Raw genomic sequence first — 25,718 nt, forward strand, 5'->3', positions numbered from 1 at the left:
ATGCCACCTCCACAGCTGCCACGAGGTGACCTGGGTGTCGTGAAGTCGCTGAGAGTCTATGTAGCCATCGCCGGAGGTGCTGCCACCAACCCCGAACGGTGTTCAAGTCTGGCGTTGTACAGGTATTATGCTTGAGTATCATGACAGCCTCGGAAACCACCCAACCACTCGTACCGTCACCTGCACCAGCATCCGCGAAGTCGCCTACACCGCAGCCGCCACACACCCAGCCAGCCATCGCCGACCTCGCAGCCTTCGACGCCGACCACATCTGGCACCCGTACGGTCCCATCCCATCACCGGTCGCGCCCAAGCTGGTCGAGTCCGCCGAAGGCGTCAACCTCCACCTCGCCGACGGCCGCACCCTCATCGATGGCATGAGCAGCTGGTGGGCCGCCTGCCACGGCCACTCACACCCGAAGCTGGTCGCAGCCGCGAAGAAGCAGGCCACCACAATGTCGCATGTCATGTTCGGCGGACTCACACACCGCCCGGCCATTGAGCTGGCGGAGAAGCTCCTCAAGCTCGCGGGCCCCGGCTTCGATGCCATCTTCTACTCAGACTCTGGCTCGGTCTCCGTCGAGGTGGCGATCAAAATGGCACTGCAGTACCAGCAGGCCAAAGGCCATCCCGAGCGCACCCGCCTGGCCACCTGGCGCGGAGGCTATCACGGCGACACTCGCGCGCCCATGACCGTCTGCGACCCTGAGGGCGGCATGCATTCGCTGTGGAAGGGACAGTGGACTCCGCAGGTCTTCGCCGACACACCACCCGCTCGCGGCGTAACCGAAGAGGAACGCGCACGTTATCTCGCACACTTCGATTCGCTTATCGACGACTCCGTCGCCGGCCTCATCGTTGAACCGGTGGTCCAAGGCGCTGGTGGCATGCGGTTCCATGACCATGAGTTGCTTGTGGGGCTCCGGAAGCTGTGTGACAAGCACGGCATTCTCCTCATTGCGGATGAGATTGCCACCGCCTTCGGCCGTGCCGGTGATCTGTTCACGACGCAGGCGGCCGGGGTTGTGCCGGATATTATGTGTGTCGGCAAGGCGCTGACCGGCGGCTTCATGAGCTTCGCAGCCACCCTCACCACCGCCGATGTGGCTCGTACTATTTCCGGTGGTGCAGGCGGAGGCATCATGCACGGTCCGACCTTCATGGGCAACCCCTTGGCCTGTGCGGTGGCCTGCGCGCAGCTCGACCTGATTGCAGAAGGGCAGTGGCGTGAGGATGTCCCGCGCATCGAGTCCCGACTCCGCGACCAGCTCCAGCCCCTAGCCAGCAGCGATGCCGTGGCTGATGTGCGTGTTCTCGGTGCTATCGGTGTCGTGGAGATGCAGCGCCCAGTGGACATGGGCCTGGCTACCGCAGCAGCTGTCGATGCCGGGGTGTGGCTGCGTCCATTCGGCAAATTGGTGTACACCATGCCGCCGTACATCAGCACCAATGACGAGGTCGACCGTATCTGCGAGGCCATCGCCGCCATTGTCGCCGCCGAGGAAAAACGTAGGTAGCGCAGCAAACGGCATAGCCAAGCCAAACAGCAAACCGCGCAGCAACACAGCAAGTAACGCAGCCAACAACGCAGCAAGCGCCCACGACCAACCGCACCGCACGGCGAAGCAGCACACCACCACAGCCCCCCTAGACCACCACAAGCAGAAGGAGCACTAACCACCATGAGCATCGTCCTTGTTACCGGCACCGGTACCGATATTGGAAAGACCATCGGCACGGCAGCCCTGGCGGCGGCATTACGCGGGGAGGGTAAGGAGGTGCACGTCGTCAAGCCAATTCAGACCGGGTTTCCGGGCCCTGACGGCGGTGATTTGGACACTGTCGCGGAGCTGACGGGGATCGATAACCTACATGGCTTCGAGCGTTACCCCGAGCCGATGGCGCCGGTGGCGGCGGCGCAGCGCGCGGGAATGCGCCTGCCGAACGCCACGGAGATCGCGGAGAAGATCAAGCTTATCGACGGGCCGAACCGCGTTGTCCTCGTGGAGGGCGCGGGCGGCTTGTTGGTGCGGCTCGGCGAGGATTGGGCGCTGCCGGAGTTGGCGGTGTTGCTGCCGGGTAGTCAGATGGTGGTCGTGACGCGGTTGGGGCTGGGCTGCCTGAACGAGGCGGAGCTTACCGTCGAGGTGGCGCGGGGGCGTGGGGTCAATGTCACGGCGCTGGTGGGCGGTTCGCTGCCGGCAGAAGCCGACCCGATCATCGAAACGAACCTGGAAGAACTGCCGCGCATCACCGGGGTGCCGCTGCTGGGGTCGGTGCAGGCGGGAGCGGGCGCGTTGGCGCGGCAGGAGTTTGTGGCGAAAGCTACGCAGTGGCTGCCGGGTGTGCGAGAGTGGGCTGCGGTGCTGTAGGGGAGCCGCAGCGCTTTAAGGGGCGCTCTGGCGGCGCCTCGAAGTAGAGGCCGCGCGGGACGTCGTTAAGCTGGCGTTTTGCGAGAAACGTGCTAAGGTGACTAGACGACAAGGCGCGAGGCTTTCTCTGTAATTCTCTTTATTAACCTGCTTCCACCGGCCATTTTGGGCCCACGGGGGAGAGAACAGCGTCGCCTGGCGCTGACGTTCTAACAAACAGAACATTCTCCAACGCTTGAAAAGGATGTAGGTCAAGTGGCTAAACCCGCTCGCCGAGAAGGCACACCGGCACACAAGAACCGTAAGAATCACTCCAACCGCGCACATGGCTCCACTAACGCCCAGCGCAATCGCAGCCGTCGCGACAGCGGCGCGAAGATGGAGACCTCCAACGTCCACGCGAAGGACATCTACGTATCCAACGCCCGCCCGGCGCGCCATCAGCACGTGGACGCCGACCGTCGTAGCTCGGGCAAGCGCGCTCACAGCCAAGCAGGTGAGGGCGTGCGCCTGCAGAAGGTGCTCGCGCAGGCAGGCGTGGCGTCGCGTCGCATGGCGGAAAAGCTTATCGACGAAGGCCGCGTCGAGGTCGACGGCAAGATTGTGACGCGACAGGGCGTGCGGGTGGACCCGAACACGTCTGTGATTCGCGTTGATGGTTCCCGCGTCATCGTCAATGAGGACATGCAGTATTTCGTCCTGAACAAGCCGCGTGGTGTGCAGTCGACCATGCATGATGACATGGGCCGCCCGTGTGTGGGCGACATCATCGGTGAGAAGATCAGCGCTGGTCAGCGACTCTTCCACGTGGGTCGACTGGATGCGCCCACCGAAGGGCTGCTCCTGCTCACCAATGACGGTGAGCTGGCCAACCGTCTGATGCACCCGAGCTACGAGGTCACCAAGACCTACATGGCCACCGTTGTCGGCGAGGTTGACGCCAAGGTCATGCGTGAGCTGGAAAAGGGCATTGAGCTCGATGATGGCATCGCTAAGGCGGACATGGCGCAGATTATCGATGTTTGGCAGGGGCGCTCTATCGTCCGCATCGAGCTGCACGAGGGCCGCAAGCACATTGTGCGCCGGATGCTCAAGACTGCGGGCTACCCAGTCGAGCGCCTGGTGCGCACTAAGATTCACACTGTCCAGCTGGGCGAGCAGACTCCGGGCGCTCTCCGTGCACTCAACCGCGCTGAGCTGACCTCTCTCTACAACGCGGTGGGGCTGTAAATGGCACTAGTGAAGAAGAACGAAGAAAACCACGCAGCTGCAAATGGCGCAGCCGAACAACACGCAGCCGAACAACAAGGCGCTGAAGGAGCCCACATGAGCGAGCAGAACACTGACGACATGCTGTTGGTTGCCATCGATGGCCCCTCCGGCACTGGCAAGTCGACTGTCTCTCGGATGGTCGCAACCGAACTGGGTGCAAAGTACCTGGACACCGGCGCAATGTACCGCGTGGCCACCCTGTGGGTGCTGCGCCAGGGCATTGACCCGACCGACGAGGAAGCCGTGGCCAAGGCGACGGCCGCCCTGCCACTGGAAGTCTCCGATGACCCGAACTCCACTGCCGTCCTCCTCGACGGCGAGGATGTCTCCGGCGAGATTCGCGGCTCAGAGGTCACCCGCAACGTGTCGGCTGTCTCCGCGATTCCGGCCGTGCGCACCAACCTGGTCGCACTCCAGCGCTCGCTGGCCGCATCTGCGGTTCGCTGTGTGGTGGAAGGCCGCGACATCGGCACGGTTGTGCTCCCGGACGTTCCGGCGAAAATCTTCATGACCGCCTCCGCCGAAGTGCGCGCCCGCCGCCGCTACGACCAGGACATCGCCGCTGGTCGCGAGGCTGACTTCGACACCGTGCTTGCCGACGTCATCCGCCGCGACGAACTCGACAGCAACCGTGCGACCTCGCCGCTGAAGCCCGCCGAAGACGCATTCATTCTGGACACCTCTGAGATGGGCATCGAAGAGGTCGTGGAAAACGTCCTCGATGTTGTTGAGGCCGGCTACCCGGGGTCCACCATGGACTGGGACGATGTCGACAACGAGGAGTTCGAGGGCTCTTACGAGGGCGCCGAGGATTCCGAGAACTACGAGGACTACGACGGCGACTTCGAGGACGCTGACGGCGCCGAGGACTCCGATGACGCTGACGACGACACCGCCGGACACCTGGTCGCAAACGTGGAGAGCGAAAACGCGCCGGGCACCGCAGGTAGCCACACCAGCGCAGACGAGTTCATCGACCGCACGATTGCTGACCACGAGACGATCATCTCCGAAGCCATCGAGCGCGCCGAAACCGGCCAGATCGACGACGATGCCGACTGGGAAGAGCTGGAAAACGCATTCGCAGCACTTGGCGTGAGCGACGAGGAGGAAGAAGCTCTTCCGACCGTGGCCATTGTGGGACGACCGAATGTTGGTAAGTCCACCATGGTTAACAGGTTCATTGGCCGTCGTGAAGCAGTTGTCGAAGACTTCCCGGGCGTGACCCGCGACCGCATCTCCTACCTGGGTGAATGGGGCGGACGTCGCTTCTGGGTGCAGGACACCGGCGGCTGGGATCCGGACGCCAAGGGCATGCATGCGGCGATTGCTCGTCAGGCGGAGACCGCCATGGAGACCGCCGATGTAATTGTCATGGTCGTCGACACCACCGTCGGCATCACCGCCACGGAAGAGGTCATGGCCCGCCGTCTGCAGCGCGCGGAGCAGCCGGTTATTCTCGCCGCCAACAAGTTCGAGTCGGATTCGCAGCTTGGCGACGTCGCGGAGTTCTGGGCTCTCGGGCTCGGTGAGCCGCACCCAACCTCGGCCCTCCACGGCCGTGGCAATGCCGACGTGATGGACGAAGTGGTGGCTTCCTTCCCGGAGGTGCCGCGTGCGAAGTCGCTGCCGACCGGGCCGCGTCGCGTGGCGCTGGTGGGCAAGCCGAACGTGGGCAAGTCCTCGCTGCTGAACAAGCTCTCCGGTGAAGACCGCGCAGTGGTCAGCGACGTGGCTGGTACCACGGTTGATCCGGTGGACTCGCTGGTGCAGATGGACGAGGCGCTGTGGCGTTTCGTGGATACTGCGGGTATCCGCAAGAAGACCAAGACCGCCAAGGGCCACGAGTTCTACGCCTCGCTGCGTACCCGCTCGACCATTGACAACGCCGAGGTTGTGATCTTCCTGGTCGATGCCTCCGAGCAGATTACCGAGCAGGATCAGCGCGTGCTGCGCATGATTCTCGACTCCGGTCGCGCACTTGTGGTGGCCTACAACAAGTGGGACCTCATGGATGAGGACCGCCGCGACCTGCTCGAGCGCGAGATTGAAGAGCAGCTTTCGCACGTCCCGTGGGCTCGGCGGGTGAACATCTCCGCCAAGACCGGGCGTGCTGTGCAGAAGCTGGAGCCGGCAATGCTGGAGGCCGTGGAGTCGTGGGATAAGCGTATCTCCACTGGTCGCCTGAACACCTGGTTGCGCGCGATCATGCAGCAGAACCCGCCACCGCTGCGTGGTGGCCGCCAGCCGCGCGTGCTGTTTGCCACCCAGGCATCCTCGCGTCCGCCGGTGATTGTGCTGTTCACGACCGGCTTCCTGGAGCACGGCTACCGTCGCTTCCTGGAGCGCAAGCTGCGTGAAGAGTTCGGCTTCGAGGGCTCGCCGGTGCGCATCGCGGTCCGTGTCCGCGAGAAGAAGAAGCGCCGGTAGGAAGCTGTTAGGAAGCGCGGCTGGGACGTGCTTTTAAGCCCTGCTAGTCGCTCGAACTGAGCTGAGAAAAGCCCAAAATGTGATTTAGGCAATTGCATTTTGGGCTTTTCGTTGGCATTTTAGAGTTTCAGTAAATTAGCGATAAGGAGAACTGACAATGGTCAGGCGCGGCAACAACCGTGACGGCTCTCAGCACGATGGCCGAGGTAACAGCTACGGACGCGATTCCTCAAGCTCATACGGCGATGACTCCGCGACTCGCTACATTCCGCGGGACGAGGGATACCGCGGATACAACCCAGATGCCGACTTCGCGGGTGAGCAGCCGACCGAGTATTTCAGTGGCGGCTCCTCTGAGACACGATTCCTGCAGCGTGGCGATGAAACACGATTTGATAACCCGCGAGGTGCCGGGGCCGGGGCGCAAGGTGCTGGCGCACAGGGCAGTGGCGCTCAGGGTAGCGGCCAGTACTGGGCCCCGCTTTCTGAAGAAGAACGCGGCTATGGCCAGGCGAGCCAGCAAGCAGGTGCAACCCAACAGTACGCTGCAGGTGTCGCAGGCGGTTACGGCGACCCGCACAACGGCAACAACCGCGGTAATAACCGTGGCAACAGCGGCGACGATGACTCCAAGAAGGGCTGGGGTAAGCCTGTCGCCATCGTGGCCATTGCCGCGATGGTGGCCGTAGTCGCGCTGGTAGCCCTGGTTTTGTCCTTTACTTCCGGAACCGAGGACAAAAATGACAATACGGCGGCGCCGACGCAGGAGACGTCGTCAAGCCCGACGCCGACGACAACCTCGCCGGAAGAAACCACGACAAGCCCTACCGATCGCTTGGACCCGTCGGGCACGATTAATGACACCCGTGAGCGCCTTGAGCAGGAGCTGGATCAACTTCGCGAGTCGCCGCCAGCTATCCCTGGACCCGGTGAGCGCAGTAGCGGCTGGGGTACTATCCCGCAGGGTGTGGTGGGCAAGAGCCCGGCCTCGGTCGAGGTGGAGCTGCGTACCAACGGCTACCAGAACGTGACCGTCGTCGACGCAGAGGGAAATCAGACGAATTCTGTGGCCGCGATTATGGGCAAGGTTGCCTCAATCGATCCGCCGGAGGGGCAGATGGCGGAGACATCCACGCCTGTGACCATCTACCTGCAGTAACGCGGCAGGCAGGGCAGGGGCCAGGGGCGATTTCCGCCAGCAAACACCAATGATGTAACCTATAGCTCGTTGCACTTTCGTGCACACGGGCTGTAGCGCAGTTTGGTAGCGCACCTCACTGGGGGTGAGGGGGTCGTCGGTTCAAATCCGGTCAGCCCGACAAAATAACCGCCGTCTTCTGGAAGATTCCGGGAGGCGGCGGTTTTTGTTTGCGGTTATTGCTTTACGGTTTCGTTTGCCGTCTAGCGCACGATGCTACTAGCGCACGACAATACCGTCGGAGTCAGCGTAGAGCGTCTCGCCCGGAACGAAGTCAATGCCGCCGAAGGAGACAACGACGTCGCGCTCGCCCTCGCCGGTCTTGGTGGACTTGCGCGGGTTGGTGCCAAGCGCCTTGCACCCGAAGTCCATCTCACCAATCAGCTTGGAGTCGCGGATCGCGCCGTTGACGACCACACCAGCCCAGCCATTGTCCTTGCCGAGCCCCGCAATAACGTCACCGACCAGCGCCGTGTGGACCGAAGCATCACCGTCGATGACAAGCACGCCGCCCTCAGACGGCTCGGAGAGGACCTTCTTCAGTAGCGCGTTGTCCTGGAAGCACTTGACCGTGGAGATCTTGCCGCAGAACTCCACGCGACCGCCGAGGTTGCGCATCTGGGTATCGCAGGAACGCACGTCCGGGCCGATCTCATCAACCAGGTCAGCGGTGGGGATGAATTCAATTGCCATAGGGGATTCAAGTCCTTCCGAAATTGCTCGCATCAAGTGTTAACTCCATTGTTTCAAACTCAAGATGTGACCAAAGACATATGGTGCAAATTCGCTGGCAGCGATTGACACTCCGAAGGCCGGTCCAGATTGATTACTCTGGTGAGTCAGAACGCGCCGACAACCACACGTGCGCAGGAAGGGTAGAAGATGGCTGGGTTTAATTGGTTTTGGAAGGCTCTTGGCGGCAAGCAAGGGCGCAACCAAAAACGCAGCGTAGGGCTGGTGGCGCGCGCCGCTGAGCTCGAGCCACAGGTACAGGCGCTTTCCGACGCCGACCTCGCCGACTTCGCCCGCCAACACGCCACCGACGCACCGGAGCTTTTAGCCGCACTCCGCGAAGTCTCCCAGCGCACCCTGTCCATGCGCCCCTTCGATGTGCAGCTGCAAGGCGCATTGGCGCTCATGGAGGGAGACGTTATCCAGATGGCCACCGGTGAGGGTAAGACTCTTTCCGGCGCCTTGGCTGCAGCCGGGTTCGCGCTGCGTGGCCACCGCGTGCATTCGGTGACCGTCAACGACTACCTCGCAGGCCGCGATGCGCAATGGATGCAACCGCTGTTCGGGTTCCTTGGGCTCTCGGTGGTGGCTATTTCGCCGCAGGATGGTCCGGGGGAGCGTCGTAAAGCATATGCGGCAGACATCGTCTACGCCGCCGTCAACGAACTCGGCTTCGACGTCCTGCGCGACCGTTGCGCGCCGACCATTGCAGACCGCGTGCAGTCGCCCGCTGATGTCGCCATCATCGACGAGGCCGACTCCGTGCTGGTGGATGAAGCGCTAGTCCCGCTTGTGCTCGCCGGCAATGAGCCGGGCACCGCACCGACCGGGCAGATTACCGACGTGGTGCGTCGCCTGCAGCTCGGCGACGACTACACCGTCGACGAAGGTCGCCGCAACGTCTTCCTCACCGACACCGGCGCCGCACGCGTCGAACGTCTGCTTGGCATCAGCTCGCTGTACGACGCCGAACACGTCGGCACCACCCTGGTTCAGGTCAACGTCGCACTGCACGCCCACGAGTTGCTGCAGCGCGATGTCGACTACATCGTGCGCGACGGCAAGGTACAGCTCATCGACGCCTCGAAGGGACGCGTGGCGGAACTTCAGCGTTGGCCGGACGGTCTGCAAGCGGCGGTAGAGGCCAAGGAGGGCCTGCAAGTCTCTGAGGGAGGCCGCATCTTGGACTCCATGACCATCCAGCAACTCGTCGGCCGCTATGACATCACCTGCGGCATGACCGGTACCGCCACCTCCGCGGGCGACCAGTTCCGCGAGTTCTACGGACTCCACGTCTCCGTCATCGAACCCAACGTCCCATGCGTCCGCGACGACGAGCCCGATCGCATCTACGCCACCACCGACGACGCGTTCGCCGCGCTTGTCGACGAGGTCGTGGAACTCAACGGCACTGGTCGACCAATACTCGTAGGCACCCGTGACGTGGCCGAATCGGAACGACTGGCCGATGCGCTAGTCCTGCGCGGCATCGAATCCTCGGTACTGAACGCGAAAAATGACGAGCTGGAGGCCCAAGTCATCGCGGGTGCTGGCGATATTGGCCGCGTCACGGTGTCCACCCAGATGGCCGGCCGCGGTACCGACATCCGCCTCGGAGGGGCAGACGAATCCAACCGCGATGCGGTGGTCGAGCGCGGTGGCCTATGCGTCATTGGTCTGGGCAAGCACCGCACTGACCGACTGGACAACCAGTTGCGTGGCCGTGCCGGGCGCCAGGGCGATCCAGGCTCGTCGGTGTTCTTTGTCTCCCTGGATGACCCGGTGATTTCCGAAGGCGCTGCTGGCGAGACGCTGAGCGTGCTGCCTGAGGACGATGGACGCGTCCGCGATAAGCGGGCATACCAGTTCATCGACCGCGCACAGCGAGTGACAGAGGCGACCATGCTGTCGATTCATGCGACGACATGGAAGTACAACAAGCTCATCGGCGACCAGCGCGAGATTCTGGATGAGCGCCGGGAGAAACTGCTGACTACGAATGCTGCCTGGGAAGAACTGTCCAAGCTGGCATCGGCGCGAGCGAAGGAAGTCGAAGCCGCAGTTGGGCGCGACGTCGCCGAGGACGCTGCCCGGGAAATTATGCTGAGCCACCTGGATCGCGGGTGGTCGGACCACCTGGCGGATCTGGACGACCTGCGGGAGTCGATTCACCTGCGCGCGCTGGCTAAGGAAAGCCCCATTGATGAGTTCCACCGCGCCGCCATCGGAGCCTTTAAAAACCTGGTCAACAATGCTGTGACCGACTCAGTGCAGACCTTCCAGGAGGTCGAAATCGATAGCGATGGCGCGCATCTGGAGGACACGGGACTTGCCCGCCCGAGCTCGACGTGGACGTACATGGTCAACGACAACCCATTGAGCAATGGTGGTGGCTCGGTCGTCGGTTCAATTGCAGCGATGTTTAGGTAAGTCGTAACCACAGGTTTGGTAACAATTTGAAAATATTTCTCAAGTGACCGGCCTAGGTACACCCACGGAGAAAGCTCTCCGATGTCGGTATTTACGCATATCAATCATGTTGTACATACCCTGTCGGTGAGCTGCGTCACAACATGGTTGGGATTAGATAACAACACGAAATCGGTTGGGGCGCTATTATCTAAAAAGTAACGAGTAAATCGCCCAAGGTTATCCCGGAGGGAAAGATATGACTAGCAATAGCGGCCAGCCAGAGGCATCGGTCGAGACCACCTCGGTCTTCCGTGCAGATTTGCTGAAGGAGATGGAGTCCAGCTCTAACACGGACTCCACGGTCTCCGGTGTTGAAGGACTTCCGGCAGGCTCGGCACTCTTGGTCGTCAAGCGGGGGCCAAACGCGGGTTCGCGTTTCCTGCTCGATCAGGCAGTCACCACCGCTGGTCGTCACCCGGAAAGCGACATTTTCCTCGATGACGTGACTGTTTCCCGTCGCCACGCAGAGTTCCGCAAGAACGGTGACTCCTACGAGGTTGTCGACGTGGGATCGCTGAACGGCACCTACGTTAACCGCGAGCCGAAGAACTCTGCGGTTCTGGCTAATGGTGACGAGGTCCAGGTCGGTAAGTTCCGCCTCGTATTCCTTATCGGTAACTAATTCGACATCGGTTAGTGTCGACGTCTGTCGGCATTAACCCCCTTATTTTTGTAAAGGCTCGGAAAAGACCAGTGGCAGCAGTACACAAATCAGCGGTTTCGCAGCCGGCTCCATCAGAAAGCACTGCGAAGCAAGCACGCTCGGTGGGCAAGAAGAAGACCATCGGTGCTGTGCTGAAGGAAGTCAAGGTTGAGTTCCCTGATGTAACGCTGTCCAAAATTCGTTTTCTAGAGTCGGAAGGGCTGCTGTGCCCGTCGCGTAGCTCCTCGGGTTATCGTCGCTACAGCCAGGCGGACATTGACCGCCTGCGCTACATTCTGACCGTTCAGCGCGATAACTACTTGCCGCTGAAGGTTATTAAAGAGCAGCTCGACGAAATTGATGCGGGCAACGCTGGCGGCGACGGTCTGGCTTCGGTTACTCCACTGGTGACGGCGGATCAGTTCCGCGAAGCTGCAGTGATCTCACTGACCCAGGCGGAGCTAGCAGAGCGCACCGGCGCTAGCGAGAAGTTCATCACTGAGCTGGTCCGCGTCGGCCTGATTACTCCGGACACGCTGAACATGTTCGACGGCGATGACCTGCTCATCACTGAGACGGCAGTCAAGCTGGCTGAGTTCGGCCTGGATGCCCGCCACCTCAAAACTGTGCGTACCGCTGCGACCCGTGAGGCCGATTTGGTGTCGCTGGCAGCTAGTCCGCTGAGTAAGTCGCGTGCGGCTAGTGGCAAGCAGAAGGCTGTGGAAATGGGCCGTGAGATGACCGCACTGATGGTCACGCTGCACGGCACTTTGGTCAAGCGCCAGGTCAACAAAGATCTGGGGAAGTAGTCAGTAGTCCCGCGTAAATAGCGGCTCGCTACAATTATCGCTGTTATGGACGAAAAACTCGTAGAAGTCAAGTTTCTAGACTGGATGGCGCATCCTCCTGAGGATGATCCGGTGCTGCTCCTGCATGCCGAAGAGACTAACCGGATTATCCCGATTTGGATTGATTTGGCGACGGCGACGGAGTACTCCGCCCGCGAGACCGGCGCTACGCAGCGTCGCCCGGGCATGCATGAGGTCTTTGTCGACACGCTGGACATGGTGGGGCAGAGCGCCCTACGTGGCCAGATTACGGGCGTGCATGAGGGCGTTTTCATCGCCAGCCTGGTGCTCGAAGGTGGCGCAGAGATTGATATGCGCCCCTCCGACCTAATCCTTATCGCCGGCGAGCTTGAGGTCCCGCTGTATGTTGCACGCGATGTGCTCGACGCCACGTCGGTGTCGGCGCGTCTTGTCGCTACCAATGGTGGTTCGCTTACCGACGACACGGAGACCGACTCTGTCGAGGCATCGGTGTCGGAGTTTGCTGAATTCCTCGACAGTATTGATGCTGGCTACTTCGCCGAGCCGCATGGTGATGCGGAGGACAAGAAGTCTGACGATGAAGCCGACGGTGGTGCCGACTCGGCTTTCGATAGCGACCGTTAGTGGTGTGACTGGAGTGAATAGCTGACAACTTTTGATGTAGTTGTGGCGCTTATTTCCTCTGACGCATCGCTGAATGACCCCATAAAAGGGGTAACTTTTCTTAAGTTATAGTTTCACCCCTTCCTGGGGTTTTTCTCCCGGGTTGTGCTTGAGCTGGGGAAACTGCGACTCCAAACTCTAAACCTTAACTTTAGGTTTAGAGATTCGGCGTGTCGTCCTGTGATGTATTGACAGCCGATTAACCTTGGCGAAAGATAAATAACGGCAGTGAAACTACCTCGGGAGAATTTATATGGTCGACGACAACAGCGGTTCGCTCTTTGGTGACAATGAGCTCCGTGCGTCGGACTCGCAAGAGCCACGCGCGGTCCAGGAATCCCTGTTCGACATGGGGCCGGACGAGCAGGTTGGCTACCGCGTTCCCATCGCATGTCAGGTAGCGGGCATTTCTTACCGTCAGCTGGACTACTGGGCGCGCACCAAGCTGGTGGAGCCTTCGATTCGTACCGCCAAGGGCTCGGGCACCCAGCGTCTGTACTCCTTCCGCGACATCCTCGTTTTGAAGATTGTTCGAGGTCTGCTGGACACCGGTATTTCCCTGCAGAACATCCGTCTGGCTGTCGACCGCCTGCGTGACCTCGGTGTCGATGACCTGGCTACCATCACGCTGGTTTCCGACGGTCGCACCGTCTACCAGTGTCGCTCCAATGAAGAAGTCATCGACCTGCTCAACGGTGGCCAGGGAGTGTTCGGCATTGCTGTCCCGGGCATTATGAAGGAACTGACTGGCACCATCGCCTCCTTCCCATCCGAGCGTATCGACGGTACTCAGGAGAACCCAGGTACTGGCATCGACGAGCTGGCTGAGCGCCGTCGCCGCCGCATCTCCTAACAGCCAGCGATACGGCTAGATAGTGGCGTTGCTGCTACGGCCGCCGCTCAAAGAAGCGAAACAAACTAAACGAAAACCGCCTTCCACAACTGGTTCCGTTTTCCTCTCCCGAGGTTGGACCAGATGGAGGCGGTTTTTTTGCTACTTACTCCGTACCGATAGCTGCAGCCAACTGAGAGGCCAGGCCATCGCCGTAGTCAGCCGCAATGCGCAGAGAGCCAGTGGTCATATTTGCCACTTCCTGCAGCTCGGGGATGGAGCTGTCCCCGTCGGGAAGTACGATGACCTCGATTGTTACCGGGCGGTCCGGGCTAATGAGTTCTTTGATTCTCTCGACAGACTCGGCGGCATCGGCGCCCGAAGCATCGCGGCCGGTGGTGAGCACGACGAGACGGTTCGGTTTGTCAGGGGAGTAGGTGTCGCGGGCGGCCTGGTAGGCATCGATAAGCGCTGGCCAGAACTGTGCCTCACCACCTGCCGGAAGTTCGGCCAGCGAACCCTTTACGGAGTCTGCGCCATTGTTGGCCTCGTCATCGGGCGCGGGAAGTTCCGCGAGACGGTTCACCTCGGGTGCGAATGTCCATAGGCCGTAACGGCCACCAGGTGCCGCATCGATAGCGCCGGTCAGTGCCGCAGACAGCGCCCCGACATCGACGCCTTCGGAGGTGTCAGCAAGCAGGAGTGCCGAACCCACCGCAGTTGCGGGCTGTTGCGCGTCCGGCTGCTCCAGTGCTGGCGGCAGCGCAAAGGAATCTGTCTGAATCTGGGAGAGCACTCCAAAGCTCTCCGCTACTTCAGGGCCGAAAGTGCTCTCCGCGGCTTCGCCGTCGGCGCCGTGATTTGCTGCGAAGTTCCGGAAGTCTTCGGCCGCGCGAGCCGTGTTCTCGTCGATCTTGCCGCCGGAGCCAAAGGTGACAACTGGCGCGTGCAACTGGGGTGCATCCGCAGGGGAGACCAGCTTCAGCCCCTCGCCGGCCATCTGCAGCATGGGCTGGGTTGCGGCCACACCGTCGAATTCGGCGACATTCTGGCTGAGCATGGTCAGCAGAGTGTTGGAGGTGTAGACCTCACCCAAGTCCGCGCGTTCGCGAGCGACATCCGGGCCACCGCCAAGTCGAGCACTGATCACGGCAGACAGTGCCGCGTCGGAGCCACCGGGGGCGGCCACGCGCAATCCCGCAAGCTCTTCCCAGGTGGCGTTGTTCAGCTGGTCAGCACGATTGGTTGTGAAGGCCACGCCACTGGCAATCGGTGGCAACCACGTTTTGGGGTTGTTGACCTTGACCTTGTCTGAGTTCTTCGCCTGGTCCACGAAAGAGATATCGGCGGGAATCCAGACTCCTGGAGTCATAATTCCGGTACCGGCCTCGTCAGTTGCAGAATCATCCGCAGCGGGGTCCTCCGGAGCTCCCTCACCAGGTTCAGCACCGCCAGCCTCAGTCAGGGCGTTCACAACCTCCTGCGAGCCCGCCACCGTAATCTGTGGCCGCACACAGAAGTCCCTCACCACGGGATTTGACTCGCCATAGTCCTGCACGAGTTTCTGTGCCGAGCCCACCGCAGCAGGATCAGCGGTCACCACCAGTGTCAGGTCACCTTTCGTACACCGTGCACGGTCAGCATCAATCGACGAATCGTTGCTCTTGCGCAGATTAACCCAGGCAAAAACCGCAGCCACCAGAACAATGACGACCAAGACGGCAATAAAAGGCCCCTTAGCCACTCGATAGTTGTTCTCACCCGAGGCGTGTCGTCCCATGTCGTTTTAGCCCTTTCTATGCTGAGTGTGCTCGGCACTGTCGACTCGCAGCAGACCTCGTCGTAAAGCACAAACGCGCACGTAACTCCTGCCAACTCTACTGCGTGGACAATGCGACATCTACTACTTGCAGCAAACGCCCGCGCAGGACGTCGGCGCGAGCAGAAATCTCGCGCTGCCGGCGGACGTACTCGGCCTTGCCCTCGGGAGTCTCGATGCGAATGGGAGCAAAGCCCCAATCCTGCAGATCGTAGGGAGCGGCGCGCATATCCAACTCACGGGCACTGCACGCGAGCTCGAAAGTATCCAGCCACAGGTCGCCGGGGACCGCCTCGCCGAGCTTGGTCGCCCATTTATACAAGTCCATGTTGGCGTGCAGACAGCCCATCTGCTCACAGTGCGGCTGTGTCTCGCGCGTCGGCGCAAACTCGTTGAGCGGCACGGCGTCGGGCGTGAAGAAGCGGTAGGCGTCGAAGTGCGTACACCGAACCGTGTGGGCCTCGACGACCTCGTCCGTACCCGCCTGACCAAGCCGCAGGGGCTCCGGGTGACGATGCTCTGGCTGGCGATACACCATCGCCCATTCATGCAGGCCAAAGCAGTCGAAGTGTGCTGGGTTCGCGCGCGTCGAACGCAACAAATTGCCGATGTACGCCACTGTCTTACCGCGCTTATCGACGTACGCCGAAACATCCATGCGTGCCGTCCCCGAGGCGGTATCGGTGGGCTCCTTGCTAGCAGGACTGTCGGTAGCGTCATCCCTGTCGAGGGTAAAAAACTTCAGGTGACTGATGTCCTTGGCTGTCGCACCGGGCAGGTCCACGCCGATACCCGGTGACCATCGGCGGAGCTGACCGGGTTTGACGGGATAGTACTCGAAGATGAAGTCCCAGACCGGGTGGCGCTGGCCACGACTGCGACGGGACAGGTGATCGCGGGTCAGAGCATCGACGCGGGCGATATGCCTTGCTTTGGCTTCACGCCAGTCGAAAGACGAATCGGGCGTAGATGTCACTGCTGGCGTCCCTGCGTAGTGCCCGGCCGGATGCGGGGCTGGTTCACGATTGGGTACTGCTTTGGTGCACCGCTGCGGCGCGGGGAGACCTCGTGGGTCCAGTCACGCACGACACCGACCTGCTCCTCGATGAGGTCCTCCAGAGCCACGATGCCGATCTGCTCCGCGCCGGAGAAAGCACCGGTCTTCGAGGCGATACTTGCCGGGGCGCTTGCGCGCAGGTGCGGCTTTGGCATGCGAGCGCGTACAGCCACTGCCATGTGGGCGCTGTAGCGGCGCATGATGCGCAATCCCTCATCCAGCGTGGCATCGATCGGAATCTCGATCATCGGCCGAATCTCGTCATCGGGGATGGCTGTCTCCGGTCCGGAGGCAGGGTCCATGACGCGGTCGAGGACATCCTTGACGTGAACATAGCCACGGTACTCGTTGGGTTCATTGTTGGCGGCAGCGACGGGGAACCGGGAGAAGCCAGTTTCGGTGACCGCCGTCTCTAGGTCGCCCACAGTCGGTGCGGTGGGGAGGCGCCGAATCTGCTCGTGCGGAATGAGCACCTCCTCAATGGTGCGCGTGGCCGAAGCCAGCGTGCGACGAAGGCGGACGTGCTCCTCGCTGTCAAGGAGCCCCTCTTGACGAGACTCCGCAATCATCGATGCCAACTCAGTCGAATCGACAGTGGTGTCGAGCTCATCGCGCTGCTCAATGCCGAACAGCCTCAGCGTATGGCGAGCCATCCAGTTAAACAGCAGCAACAGTGGCTTGGTCAGGCGGTAGAAGACCATATGAACCGGAATAAGCAGCATAGCCATCGTTTCCGGGCCTGCCAGCGCGATGTTCTTCGGGACCATCTCGCCGAGCATGATGTGCAGCACTGACACCAGCATCAATGCGATGGCAAAGCTCAGCGGATGCAGCAGCGACTCCGGAATACCCATCTGCTGGAAGGGAGCTTCCAGCAGATGTGCCAGCGCCGGCTCAGAGACCTTACCCAGCAGTAGCGAAGCAATAGTGATGCCCAGCTGTGCGGCGGCGAGCATCATCGACAGGTGTTCAGAAGCATTGATAACTGTGCGAGCGCGCTTCTTTCCCTGAGCCAGCAGCGCCTCCAAACGGTCACGGCGAGCAGCAATAAGCGAGAACTCCGCGCCCACGAAAAATGCGTTGACCAACAACAAGAAGAAGGTCAGGAGGATTCCAAACCAGTCACTCATAGGTTGAACATCTCCTTAGCGCGCTCGTTGGTCACAGGAATCAAAATGGCACGATCCACGCGACGGTCATCCATCGCCAGAATGCGGGCGTACCAGCGTCCGGCGATACCCGATTCGAACTCGTCCATGAAATCGCGTTCGGTCTCTGGCAGCAGGACGACGTCACCGACCTCCGGGATGCGACCGAGCGCAAACATAATCAGGCCACCGAGGGTTTCGAAGCTGCCCTCCGGGGCGAAGTATCCGACCTTGGTCGGCAGCTCGTCGGTACGCACAAGGCCGGAGCAATTCCAGCCTTCAATTGCGCGCTTGACTTCCTGCTCGGACTCCTTGTCGTCGTACTCATCCCAGACCTCGCCAAGAATTTCCTCGACGACGTCCTCGATGGTGACAATGCCGGCGATGCCGCCATACTCGTCCGCGACCAGCGCAATCTGCGAACCAGCCGAACGCACGGCCTCCAGTACGGCATCGCCGTCCAGCGACTGCGGCAGCGTGGGCACTGGCCGTGCAACCTCCCGCATGGTGGTAGTTGAGCGCTTCGCCGCAGGCACCGCGAATGCGTCCTTGACGTGGACAACACCGACAGTGGCATCGAGGTCCCCGTCAGTAATGGGGAAGCGGGAATGTCCCGATTCGATGGCGACAGCCAGCAAATCCAGCGCCGTGTCATCGACATCGAGGGAGGTAATCGTCGACCGCGGCGTCATTAGGTCCTCTGCCGTAGTTTCGCCAAAGCGTAACGACGACTCGAGCACAACAGCCTTCGACTCATCCAATGCACCCTGCTCCGCAGAATTGCGCACCAGCGCTTCCAGCTCCTGCGGGGAACGCGCCGAAGCCAGCTCATCCGCCGGTTCAATGCCGAGCTTGCGCACCAGCCAGTTCGCCGAGGCATTCAGCGACTGAATGAAGTAGTGGAACACCCAGTTAAACGCCATCACCGGACGAGCCGTAACGCGCGCCGCTGCCAGCGGCTCTGTAATCGCGACATTCTTCGGCACCAACTCGCCGTAGACCATCGACAACATCGTGGCCACAATAAGCGCAAGAATCAGTGCGGTCGGTCCCGCTGCAGACTCGCTGAGCCCCATCCAATGCAGCATCGGCGTGAAGTACTGTGCCAGCACCGGTTCCGCGAGGAAACCAGTTGCCAGCGTCGTCAACGTAATGCCCAGTTGTGCACCGGAGAGGTGGAAGGACAGTCGATTATGTGCCTTGTGAACGGCCTCAGCAGGTGCATCCGCTGAACGGGCGCGGTCGGCGTCAATCGTAGAACGCTCCAGTCCCGTCAGCGCGAATTCAAACGCCACAAAGAGGCCGGTGCCAGCGGTTAGCGCGATAAAGCCGACAACCGCGACAACATTGAGAACAATATCCACTGATTATCTCTTCTTCTTTTTCCCTCGCTTGGGGCGGTGTACGCGACCGCCAGCACGATTCTTTCCGCTTGCCGACGGGCCGCCGCGCCCGCGGTAACCGGAACCACTAGCACCGCCTGCCGATTGGCTCTGATCTTGACGAGCCCGGCGCGGACGGCGTGCGCCCAGTTCCTTGACAAATCGCGGCAGTCCCGGAGCGGCGCGCAGCTCTTCAGCTTCAACGCCGGCTCCTGCCAGCAGCTCACGGGCCTGATCGACCTGGCGGTCACGCACAATCATCGCGACCGTGCCGGAAGCACCTGCACGCGCCGTGCGACCCGAGCGGTGAATGTACGTCGCGGAATCCCTTGGCGGATCCGCGTGCACAACCAAGTCGAGAGCATCGATATCAATGCCACGAGCGGCCACATCCGTGGTGACGAGGACATTGATTTCACCGTCGGCAAAGGCCTTGAGGACTGCGCGACGAGTCGCCTGGCCGCGATCGCCGTGGAGGAAACCTAACTTGATGTCGTAGAACTGTAAAAACTTAGCCAGCTGCACGACACGCGCCTTAGAGTTGGCGAAGATGACGCACTGATCCTTGCGGGAGGCAATCCAGGCGACCACTTCGTCTGCCTCAGTGTTGTCCTCCACACGCAGCAGTAGATGCCGCATATTGCGCATGGTCAGCCGGGATGCAGTGACCTTGTGTTTCGCAACTTCGGTGCTACTTGCGCGACGATCGCGGATAAGTCCCGCGGCGTCGTCGTTAATCGTGGCGGAAAAGACCATGCGCTGTGCCGACTTCGGACACGCACGGACTAGGCCCAGAACATCGGGCAGAAAACCCATGTCAGCGAGCATATCCGCTTCGTCTACGACAACGGTAAGAACCTGCTCAAGATTGAGTAGACCGCGGCGACGCAAATCGTGTGCGCGACCCGGTGTGACCACAGCGATATCGACTGGTGCCGCGAGCAGAGTCTGCTGCTTGGCCACGGGGTCACCGCCGACCAAGCTCAAGACACGCAGACCTGCAGCGGCGCCGATGTCAGCGAGGACATCAGCAATTTGATCTGCAAGTTCGCGCGTCGGCGAAATAATAAGCGCGCGCGGGTAACGGGGAAGCGCTGGAGAGGCGTTATTGAGTAACGTGACCAGCGGAATGCCGAATGCGAGCGTTTTGCCCGAGCCTGTGGGGGCCTGTGCGAGAACGTCCTTGCCGGCGAAAGCATCTGGCAAAGTCGCCACCTGCACGGCGGTGGGCGAAGTTATGTGTTGGGCACGCAGAATACTCACAATTGCTTCCGGCGTGCCCAACTGTCTGAAATCACTGGACTCAGCAGGAGGGGGCATGCTTGTTAGAATACCGCTATCCCCGGATTGCCATGCAATAGGCACGTCCGGTGAACTGGAAACTACGGTCCCATGAGATTCACCAACCGCGACCCGGTTGCGCATAGGCCTCGCGCTCAAGAACAGCGGCTCGACGGAAGATGTTGCGGATAGATTTGAGCTCTGCATCGCTGGCCGTGGACATATTCTTTTCAAGGACCTCGAGAGCCTGCTGAACACTGTCAACATACTCGGGGTCGGAATAGGCCTCCACCCAGTTCGCGATCGCGGAATCCCCATCAACCAGCGATTTTCCTTGCAGAGTCAGCTCGGTTGCGATCCACATTTCGGCGACGATACTGGTTACGGCGACCCGATATGGATTGAAGGCGCTACAGGAAGAATGCACGTCCAGCAAAAGCTGTGTGATTGTTGTCGGCTCGATGTCCTCGAGTGCCGAAGAAGCCTCTTCCAGCGTGTTATTGTTCAATTCCAACGCACGCACCAGGGCTTCCTGCGCGACCGATGACCACAGAACCTGTTCCTTAGCGCAGGGTGCTTTCGTTGCCAGATGCGACAGGACTGGGAAAACTTGGTGCAAGTACCAGGCCTCTTGCGCTACGAAGAAGTTGGTTTCTTCCGAGGAAAGGTCGCCGCGGAGCATCGTGGGGACGCTGAACATTCCGCCAATCTCGGCAACGATGTCCTCGATGTCCCGCCACAGCTGGGAAGTAAAGGGGCCCGCCGGAGCAATCTGGAGTGAGTGGCCAAAGAAAGATTCCAGCTCCTTCGGCGTCTGCTCAGTGCCAGTGCCTTCGATGGCCTCTGGGTAAAGACTGGAGTTCAGATGCACTGGTTGCATTCGGCGAAGCGCGACCTTTTCTAGGCGACGAGCCCTGTGGCCGTGGTCAATGGGACCGTGCCCCTGGCCGACGTTGAGGTTATCCGCGAAACGAATGGACTCGCTGAGCCAGCGCGTAGTCCAGCGCAGGGCATCATTAATCGCGGAGCCCCCACCAATCCGTGTGGCGAGAGCAGCGGACAGCGAACAACCCGTGCCATGGGTGTTCTCAGTGTGAATGCGGGGAGAAGAGCTGAAGAAAATCTGGCCATCGGGGGATGCCACGGCATTTCCGGCTTCATCACTACTTAGGTGGCCGGTCTTTGCAATTACGATGACGTCGTTCTTGCTCGCGAACTCCAGCGCCTGCTCAATCAGCTCAGTGAAGTCATTGGCCTCCGGGGCGTCGGCAAGCAACGCCAGTTCGGGAACGTTCGGCGTGATAACGGTGGCTTCGGCGACCAGGTCACGCATTGCGTCCATGGCATCTTCGTCAAGCAGACGGTCGCCGGAGGTGGCGACCATAACCGGATCGAGAACAACCACGGCTGGTTTGGTCTCCCGAACCCAGTTGGTGACGGCCTGTGTGAGTTCGCGTGAACCCAACATGCCAATCTTCACCGCGTCGATGGTGACATCCTCAGTGACAGCAGCCAACTGCTCGACGAGGAAGTCAACAGGTGGGGTGTGGACAGCGCGGACACCCACAGTGTTCTGAGATACCAGTGCGGTGACCACGCCCATGCCATAACCGCCAGCGGCGGCAATTGATTTCAAATCGGCATGGAGCCCAGCACCACCTGTTGGGTCTGTGCCGGCGATGGAAAGAACTCGTGGCACAAAATCAGGCTTTGCCTTCTTGGGAAATGGCATCTCAGACCCCTTTTAACTTCAAGAGCGTGAAGCGACAGACTTCAAGACTACGCTTCAACCTCGGAGCGGTCGCCAGACCAGAGGGTGTGGAAAGCCCCCTCGCGGTCAACACGCTGGTAAGTGTGCGCACCGAAGTAGTCACGCTGCCCCTGAACCAGCGCTGCCGGCAGACGCTCCGCACGCAGGCCGTCGTAGTAAGCCAGCGAAGAGGAGAACACCGGAGCCGGGATACCCATCTGTGCGGCAGCGACGACAACGTCGCGCCACGCGTCGAGGCACTCGGTGACCTGGTCACGGAAGTACTCGTCGAGTACCAGCGCCGGCAGCTCCGGATCTCGGTCGTACGCTTCCTTGATGCGGTTCAGGAACTGAGCGCGAATGATGCAGCCACCACGCCAGATGGTTGCCAGCGCACCGCGGTCAATTTCCCAGCCGTACTCCTTGGCGCCAGCGTTAATCTCATCAAAGCCCTGCGAGTAGGCAATGATCTTGGAAGCGTAGAGAGCCTTACGGACGCGTTCCACAAAAGCATCGCGATCCTCGGGCGCCTTAGCCAGGCTTCCTGACGGCAGGTTGCGTGCAGCCTCACGCTGAGCAAGGGAAGACGACAGGGCGCGAGCGAACACGGCCTCGCCAATACCAGTTACCGGAATGCCCAAGTCCAAAGCGGCCTTGACCGTCCAACGCCCGGTGCCCTTCTGACCAGCGGCATCCACGATGACATCCACCAGCGGCTTGCCTGTCTTCTCATCGACCTGGGAGAGAACCTCAGCGGTGATCTCAACCAAGTAGGAGTCCAGGTCGCCCTTGTTCCACTCGCGGAAGATATCTGCAATCTCCGCAGGGGTGAGGCCAGCGGCCTCGCGCAGCAGGTGGTAAGCCTCGCCGATGACCTGCATATCCGCGTACTCGATGCCGTTGTGGACCATCTTCACGAAGTGGCCAGCGCCATCGGAGGAAATGTGTGTACAGCACGGAACGCCATCAACGTGAGCGGAGATGGACTCCAGCAGCGGGCCGAGGGACTCGTAGGACTCCTTCGTGCCACCCGGCATAATGGATGGGCCGGTCAGAGCGCCTTCCTCACCACCGGAAATACCAGTACCAACGTAGTGCAGGCCACGGGCGCGAATAGCCTTCTCGCGACGGATGGTGTCCGTGTAGAGAGAGTTACCGCCATCAATGATGATGTCGCCGGGCTCCATCACGTCGGCAAGCTGATCGATGACCGCATCAGTAGCGGCACCTGCCTGAACCATAATCAGAGCGCGACGCGGGCGCTCCAGCGAAGCGACGAACTCTTCAATGGTCTCGGACGGGATGAATGAGCCTTCATCACCGTGTTCAGCGATGAGGGTGCGAGTTTTCTCCGGGCTGCGGTTGTACACGGCAACGGTGTGTCCCTTGTGGGCGAAGTTGCGTGCGATATTCGAGCCCATGACGGCGAGCCCGACGACACCAATTTGTGCGAGTTCATTGTTATCGGTCATGCCCACCATCTTAAAGCCTGGCCCGGGTTCGTTGTATCTGGGACTCAGAAATTGTTACTGCTTTTAACGTTAAAACTGCCACGAGCGATGGTGTGCGCTGGCACAATGTTTGGCATGACTGACGAGACTATTGCGAATAATGGCAGTTCACAGGACTCTAACTTTTCAGCTTCCGCCGCCGAGCAGGCGAAGAGGAAGGCGCTGCGCAAGTATATGACACTGGCGACGAAGGCTAGCCAGGAAGTCTTGAGCGATGAGGAGCTGACTGTTTTTAACAGCACCTTGGGCGATAACGGAATCGGCGGTCTAGATACCCTGCTGGGCACGAAGTTTGTCCATGTCGGGCCGGAGCGAATTCAGATGGAGCTCGCAGTCGGGCCCGACCACCTGCAACCGTGGGGCCTGGCCAATGGCGGTGTTTACTGCTCGCTAGGTGAGACTGCTGGCTCTATTGCTGGTTTCGTTGCCTGCGGTGCGAAGAAGCCGGTCGTCGGTGTGAACAACAACACCGATTTTTACCGCTCCGCCCGGGCCGGCGAGGTAATTGTCACTACTGCGGAGCCGGAGTACCTGGGGCGCACCATGCAACTGTGGCGCATTGAGCACACCCGCAAGGCAGATGAAAAACTGCTGGCCCGCACCAACCTACGAATTGCGGTACTTGACAAGCCGCTGTAGCAAATTGTCATAGGTGGTAACGGGCCAGATAGGGAACTCGCAGGTGGTTAACCTTGGTTAGCTGTTTTCTAACCTAGCCACCTGCAAGTTAACTACTTGTTCTTATTTGCGCGGTGCTCGCGGCGGGTGTCGCGAACTTCCAGAGGCAGATCCTGCTCAGCCTTGTCCTTGTTGAGCTCGGCCAGGCGATTGATTGCATTGCGTGCGTACATCTGCTGGCGGGTGGAAACCATCTGCCAACGGTTGCGGTCCAGAACATTCAGACCCCAGCTGACGCAGGAGACGAGACGGTTGCGGAAGCCCACCAAGAACATCAGGTGGACAGCCAGCCACAGGACCCAGCCGATGAAGCCGGAGACCTCAACCTTGCCCATCTTCGCCACTGCAGAGAAGCGGGAGACGGTTGCCATGGAGCCCTTGTCGAAGTACTCGAACGGCTGGCGCTCCGCGACATCGCGGCCGTCTGCCTCGGCAGCAATGTTCTCAGCGACATACTCGCCACCCTGAATAGCAACCTGAGCAACACCCGGCAGGTTCTCGCGGTTGGACATGTCGCCCACGACGTAAACGTTCTTGCAGTCACCAGCTGTCATGTCCTCGTTGACAACGACGCGGCCAGCGCGGTCGGTCTCGGCGCCGGTCTGCTCGGCAATCATCTTACCCAGCGGGGAAGCGGACACGCCGGCGGACCAAATCTTGCAGAACGACGGGATGAACTCCTCGGTTTCATCCTTCATGTTCTTGTAGGTGACGCCCTCTTCATTGACGTCGGTCACCATCGCGCCCAGCTTGACGATGACACCCATCTTCTCCAGGGACTTCTGAGCCTTGCGGCCCAGACGCTTGCCGAACGGCGGCAGAACCTGCGGTGCGCCGTCGAGCAACACGACACGAGCAGCGTGCGGGTTGTAGCTGCGGTAAGACGATGCGAGAGTGCGGTTAGCCAGCTCGGCCAGCTGACCAGCAAGCTCAACGCCGGTCGGGCCAGCACCGACGACCACGAAGGTCAGCAGACGCTCGCGCTCAGCCGGATCGTCGGTCAGCTCGGCGCGCTCGAATGCGCCAATGATACGAGCGCGAATCTCGAGTGCATCGTCGATGTTCTTCATACCCGGAGCAAACTCGGCAAAGTGATCATTGCCGAAGTAGGACTGGCCAGCACCAGCGGCAACCAGGAGGTGGTCGTATTCCCACTTGGAAGTCTGGTGACCCAGTTCCGAAGTCACAACCTGCTTTTCGACGTCGATGTCGGTGACATCGCCCTTGACAACACGAACGTTCTGAACACCGTCGAAGATTGTACGAGTGGACGGAGCGATTTCGCCCGAGGACAGGATGCCCGTTGCTACCTGGTAGAGCAGTGGCTGGAACAGGTGGTGGTTAGTGCGGTCGATGAGAGTGACGTCGACCTCGGCGCCCTGCAACTTCTTCGCCGCGAACAAGCCGCCGAAACCCGAACCGATGACGACCACGTGCGGGCGTCCGGAGTGCGGGCGGTACGGAGTCTCGGTCATGTATTTTCTCCTCACAGACTTTAAAGTTCTCGAAGTTTTAGATTCGGCTTTTAGCCGGCAAGCCACAATAGTAATCCTCTCGGTGCGCCACCGCCTATTCTGGGCCCCTGCGCGGTAGGCTTCGAGAGCAAACTCAGTTCGTTATTCGTACCTTTATGCGGCGCGATTGTTAG

Annotated in this window: 20 protein-coding genes and 1 tRNA gene; 12 read left to right on the top strand and 9 right to left on the bottom strand. The window is 60.6% G+C overall.

Going from position 1 to position 25,718, the window contains the following annotated elements; all coding sequences use genetic code 11:
- The first annotated feature begins 140 nt into the window (after window positions 1-140).
- From HMPREF3042_RS00185 to HMPREF3042_RS00210, 6 genes are all read left to right on the top strand, one after another.
- Window positions 141-1,517 carry an adenosylmethionine--8-amino-7-oxononanoate transaminase gene (locus tag HMPREF3042_RS00185; protein WP_246822274.1) on the top strand — a complete coding sequence of 459 codons (1,377 nt, stop codon included), beginning with the start codon at window positions 141-143 and terminating at the stop codon, window positions 1,515-1,517.
- A gap of 165 nt (window positions 1,518-1,682) precedes the next feature.
- Window positions 1,683-2,372 (top strand): dethiobiotin synthase, encoded by a 690-nt coding sequence (bioD, locus tag HMPREF3042_RS00190; RefSeq protein WP_070855747.1) that lies wholly within the window; start codon window positions 1,683-1,685, stop codon window positions 2,370-2,372.
- Between the two features lie 378 nt (window positions 2,373-2,750).
- Window positions 2,751-3,602, top strand: a complete 852-nt coding sequence (locus HMPREF3042_RS00195; RefSeq protein ID WP_083327386.1) for a pseudouridine synthase — start codon at window positions 2,751-2,753, stop codon at window positions 3,600-3,602.
- A 96-nt stretch (window positions 3,603-3,698) separates the two neighbouring features.
- Window positions 3,699-6,074: a bifunctional cytidylate kinase/GTPase Der gene (der, locus tag HMPREF3042_RS00200; RefSeq protein ID WP_070855793.1), complete on the top strand. Its 2,376-nt coding sequence runs from the start codon at window positions 3,699-3,701 to the stop codon at window positions 6,072-6,074.
- Between the two features lie 157 nt (window positions 6,075-6,231).
- Window positions 6,232-7,233 carry a PASTA domain-containing protein gene (locus HMPREF3042_RS00205; RefSeq protein WP_070855749.1) on the top strand — a complete coding sequence of 334 codons (1,002 nt, stop codon included), beginning with the start codon at window positions 6,232-6,234 and terminating at the stop codon, window positions 7,231-7,233.
- Window positions 7,234-7,319: 86 nt separating this feature from the next.
- A tRNA-Pro gene (locus tag HMPREF3042_RS00210) sits at window positions 7,320-7,393 on the top strand.
- A gap of 98 nt (window positions 7,394-7,491) precedes the next feature.
- On the opposite strand, the gene rraA is transcribed toward HMPREF3042_RS00210, so the two are convergent.
- On the bottom strand, window positions 7,492-7,965 hold the full coding sequence (rraA, locus tag HMPREF3042_RS00215) for a ribonuclease E activity regulator RraA (RefSeq protein WP_016422839.1): 474 nt from the start codon (window positions 7,963-7,965) through the stop codon (window positions 7,492-7,494).
- A 189-nt stretch (window positions 7,966-8,154) separates the two neighbouring features.
- Here rraA and secA2 point away from each other — a divergent pair, with 189 nt between their 5' ends.
- From secA2 to HMPREF3042_RS00240, 5 genes are all read left to right on the top strand, one after another.
- Window positions 8,155-10,434 (top strand): accessory Sec system translocase SecA2, encoded by a 2,280-nt coding sequence (gene secA2 / locus HMPREF3042_RS00220; RefSeq protein ID WP_070855751.1) that lies wholly within the window; start codon window positions 8,155-8,157, stop codon window positions 10,432-10,434.
- 238 nt (window positions 10,435-10,672) lie between these two features.
- The gene (gene odhI / locus HMPREF3042_RS00225; RefSeq protein WP_038625554.1) at window positions 10,673-11,098 is read left to right on the top strand and encodes an oxoglutarate dehydrogenase inhibitor Odhl; all 426 of its coding nucleotides are present in this window, start codon (window positions 10,673-10,675) and stop codon (window positions 11,096-11,098) included.
- Window positions 11,099-11,169: 71 nt separating this feature from the next.
- Window positions 11,170-11,928, top strand: coding sequence for a transcriptional regulator FtsR (locus HMPREF3042_RS00230; protein WP_070601412.1), 759 nt, complete (start codon window positions 11,170-11,172; stop codon window positions 11,926-11,928).
- A 45-nt stretch (window positions 11,929-11,973) separates the two neighbouring features.
- Window positions 11,974-12,573: a bifunctional nuclease family protein gene (locus HMPREF3042_RS00235; RefSeq protein WP_070855752.1), complete on the top strand. Its 600-nt coding sequence runs from the start codon at window positions 11,974-11,976 to the stop codon at window positions 12,571-12,573.
- Between the two features lie 388 nt (window positions 12,574-12,961).
- Window positions 12,962-13,465, top strand: coding sequence for a MerR family transcriptional regulator (locus HMPREF3042_RS00240; protein ID WP_172620271.1), 504 nt, complete (start codon window positions 12,962-12,964; stop codon window positions 13,463-13,465).
- 145 nt (window positions 13,466-13,610) lie between these two features.
- Here HMPREF3042_RS00240 and HMPREF3042_RS00245 read toward each other — a convergent pair whose 3' ends face one another.
- From HMPREF3042_RS00245 to gndA, 7 genes are all read right to left on the bottom strand, one after another.
- A complete protein-coding gene (locus HMPREF3042_RS00245; RefSeq protein WP_070855753.1) occupies window positions 13,611-15,224 on the bottom strand; it encodes a vWA domain-containing protein in 1,614 nt (537 codons plus the stop codon).
- Between the two features lie 97 nt (window positions 15,225-15,321).
- Window positions 15,322-16,239: a 3-methyladenine DNA glycosylase gene (locus HMPREF3042_RS00250; protein WP_070855754.1), complete on the bottom strand. Its 918-nt coding sequence runs from the start codon at window positions 16,237-16,239 to the stop codon at window positions 15,322-15,324.
- The gene (locus HMPREF3042_RS00255; protein WP_070855755.1) at window positions 16,236-17,450 is read right to left on the bottom strand and encodes a hemolysin family protein; all 1,215 of its coding nucleotides are present in this window, start codon (window positions 17,448-17,450) and stop codon (window positions 16,236-16,238) included. Before HMPREF3042_RS00255 ends, HMPREF3042_RS00250 begins: the two co-directional genes overlap by 4 nt.
- Window positions 17,447-18,832 carry a hemolysin family protein gene (locus HMPREF3042_RS00260; RefSeq protein WP_070855756.1) on the bottom strand — a complete coding sequence of 462 codons (1,386 nt, stop codon included), beginning with the start codon at window positions 18,830-18,832 and terminating at the stop codon, window positions 17,447-17,449. Before HMPREF3042_RS00260 ends, HMPREF3042_RS00255 begins: the two co-directional genes overlap by 4 nt.
- A gap of 3 nt (window positions 18,833-18,835) precedes the next feature.
- Complete coding sequence (locus HMPREF3042_RS00265) at window positions 18,836-20,065, bottom strand: DEAD/DEAH box helicase (protein WP_246822275.1); 1,230 nt, start codon at window positions 20,063-20,065, stop codon at window positions 18,836-18,838.
- Between the two features lie 184 nt (window positions 20,066-20,249).
- On the bottom strand, window positions 20,250-21,863 hold the full coding sequence (locus HMPREF3042_RS00270) for a bifunctional hydroxymethylpyrimidine kinase/phosphomethylpyrimidine kinase (protein WP_070855757.1): 1,614 nt from the start codon (window positions 21,861-21,863) through the stop codon (window positions 20,250-20,252).
- A 47-nt stretch (window positions 21,864-21,910) separates the two neighbouring features.
- Entirely contained in the window at window positions 21,911-23,353 is a 1,443-nt protein-coding gene (gene gndA, locus HMPREF3042_RS00275) for an NADP-dependent phosphogluconate dehydrogenase (RefSeq protein WP_210403419.1), read from the bottom strand.
- Window positions 23,354-23,467: 114 nt separating this feature from the next.
- Here gndA and HMPREF3042_RS00280 point away from each other — a divergent pair, with 114 nt between their 5' ends.
- Complete coding sequence (locus tag HMPREF3042_RS00280) at window positions 23,468-24,031, top strand: PaaI family thioesterase (protein ID WP_246821978.1); 564 nt, start codon at window positions 23,468-23,470, stop codon at window positions 24,029-24,031.
- 92 nt (window positions 24,032-24,123) lie between these two features.
- On the opposite strand, the gene HMPREF3042_RS00285 is transcribed toward HMPREF3042_RS00280, so the two are convergent.
- Entirely contained in the window at window positions 24,124-25,545 is a 1,422-nt protein-coding gene (locus HMPREF3042_RS00285; protein ID WP_070855759.1) for an NAD(P)/FAD-dependent oxidoreductase, read from the bottom strand.
- Window positions 25,546-25,718 lie beyond the last annotated feature (173 nt).

Origin of the sequence: Corynebacterium sp. HMSC074C05, assembly GCF_001838325.1 — a bacterium.
In the GTDB taxonomy this organism is placed as follows: domain Bacteria; phylum Actinomycetota; class Actinomycetes; order Mycobacteriales; family Mycobacteriaceae; genus Corynebacterium; species Corynebacterium amycolatum.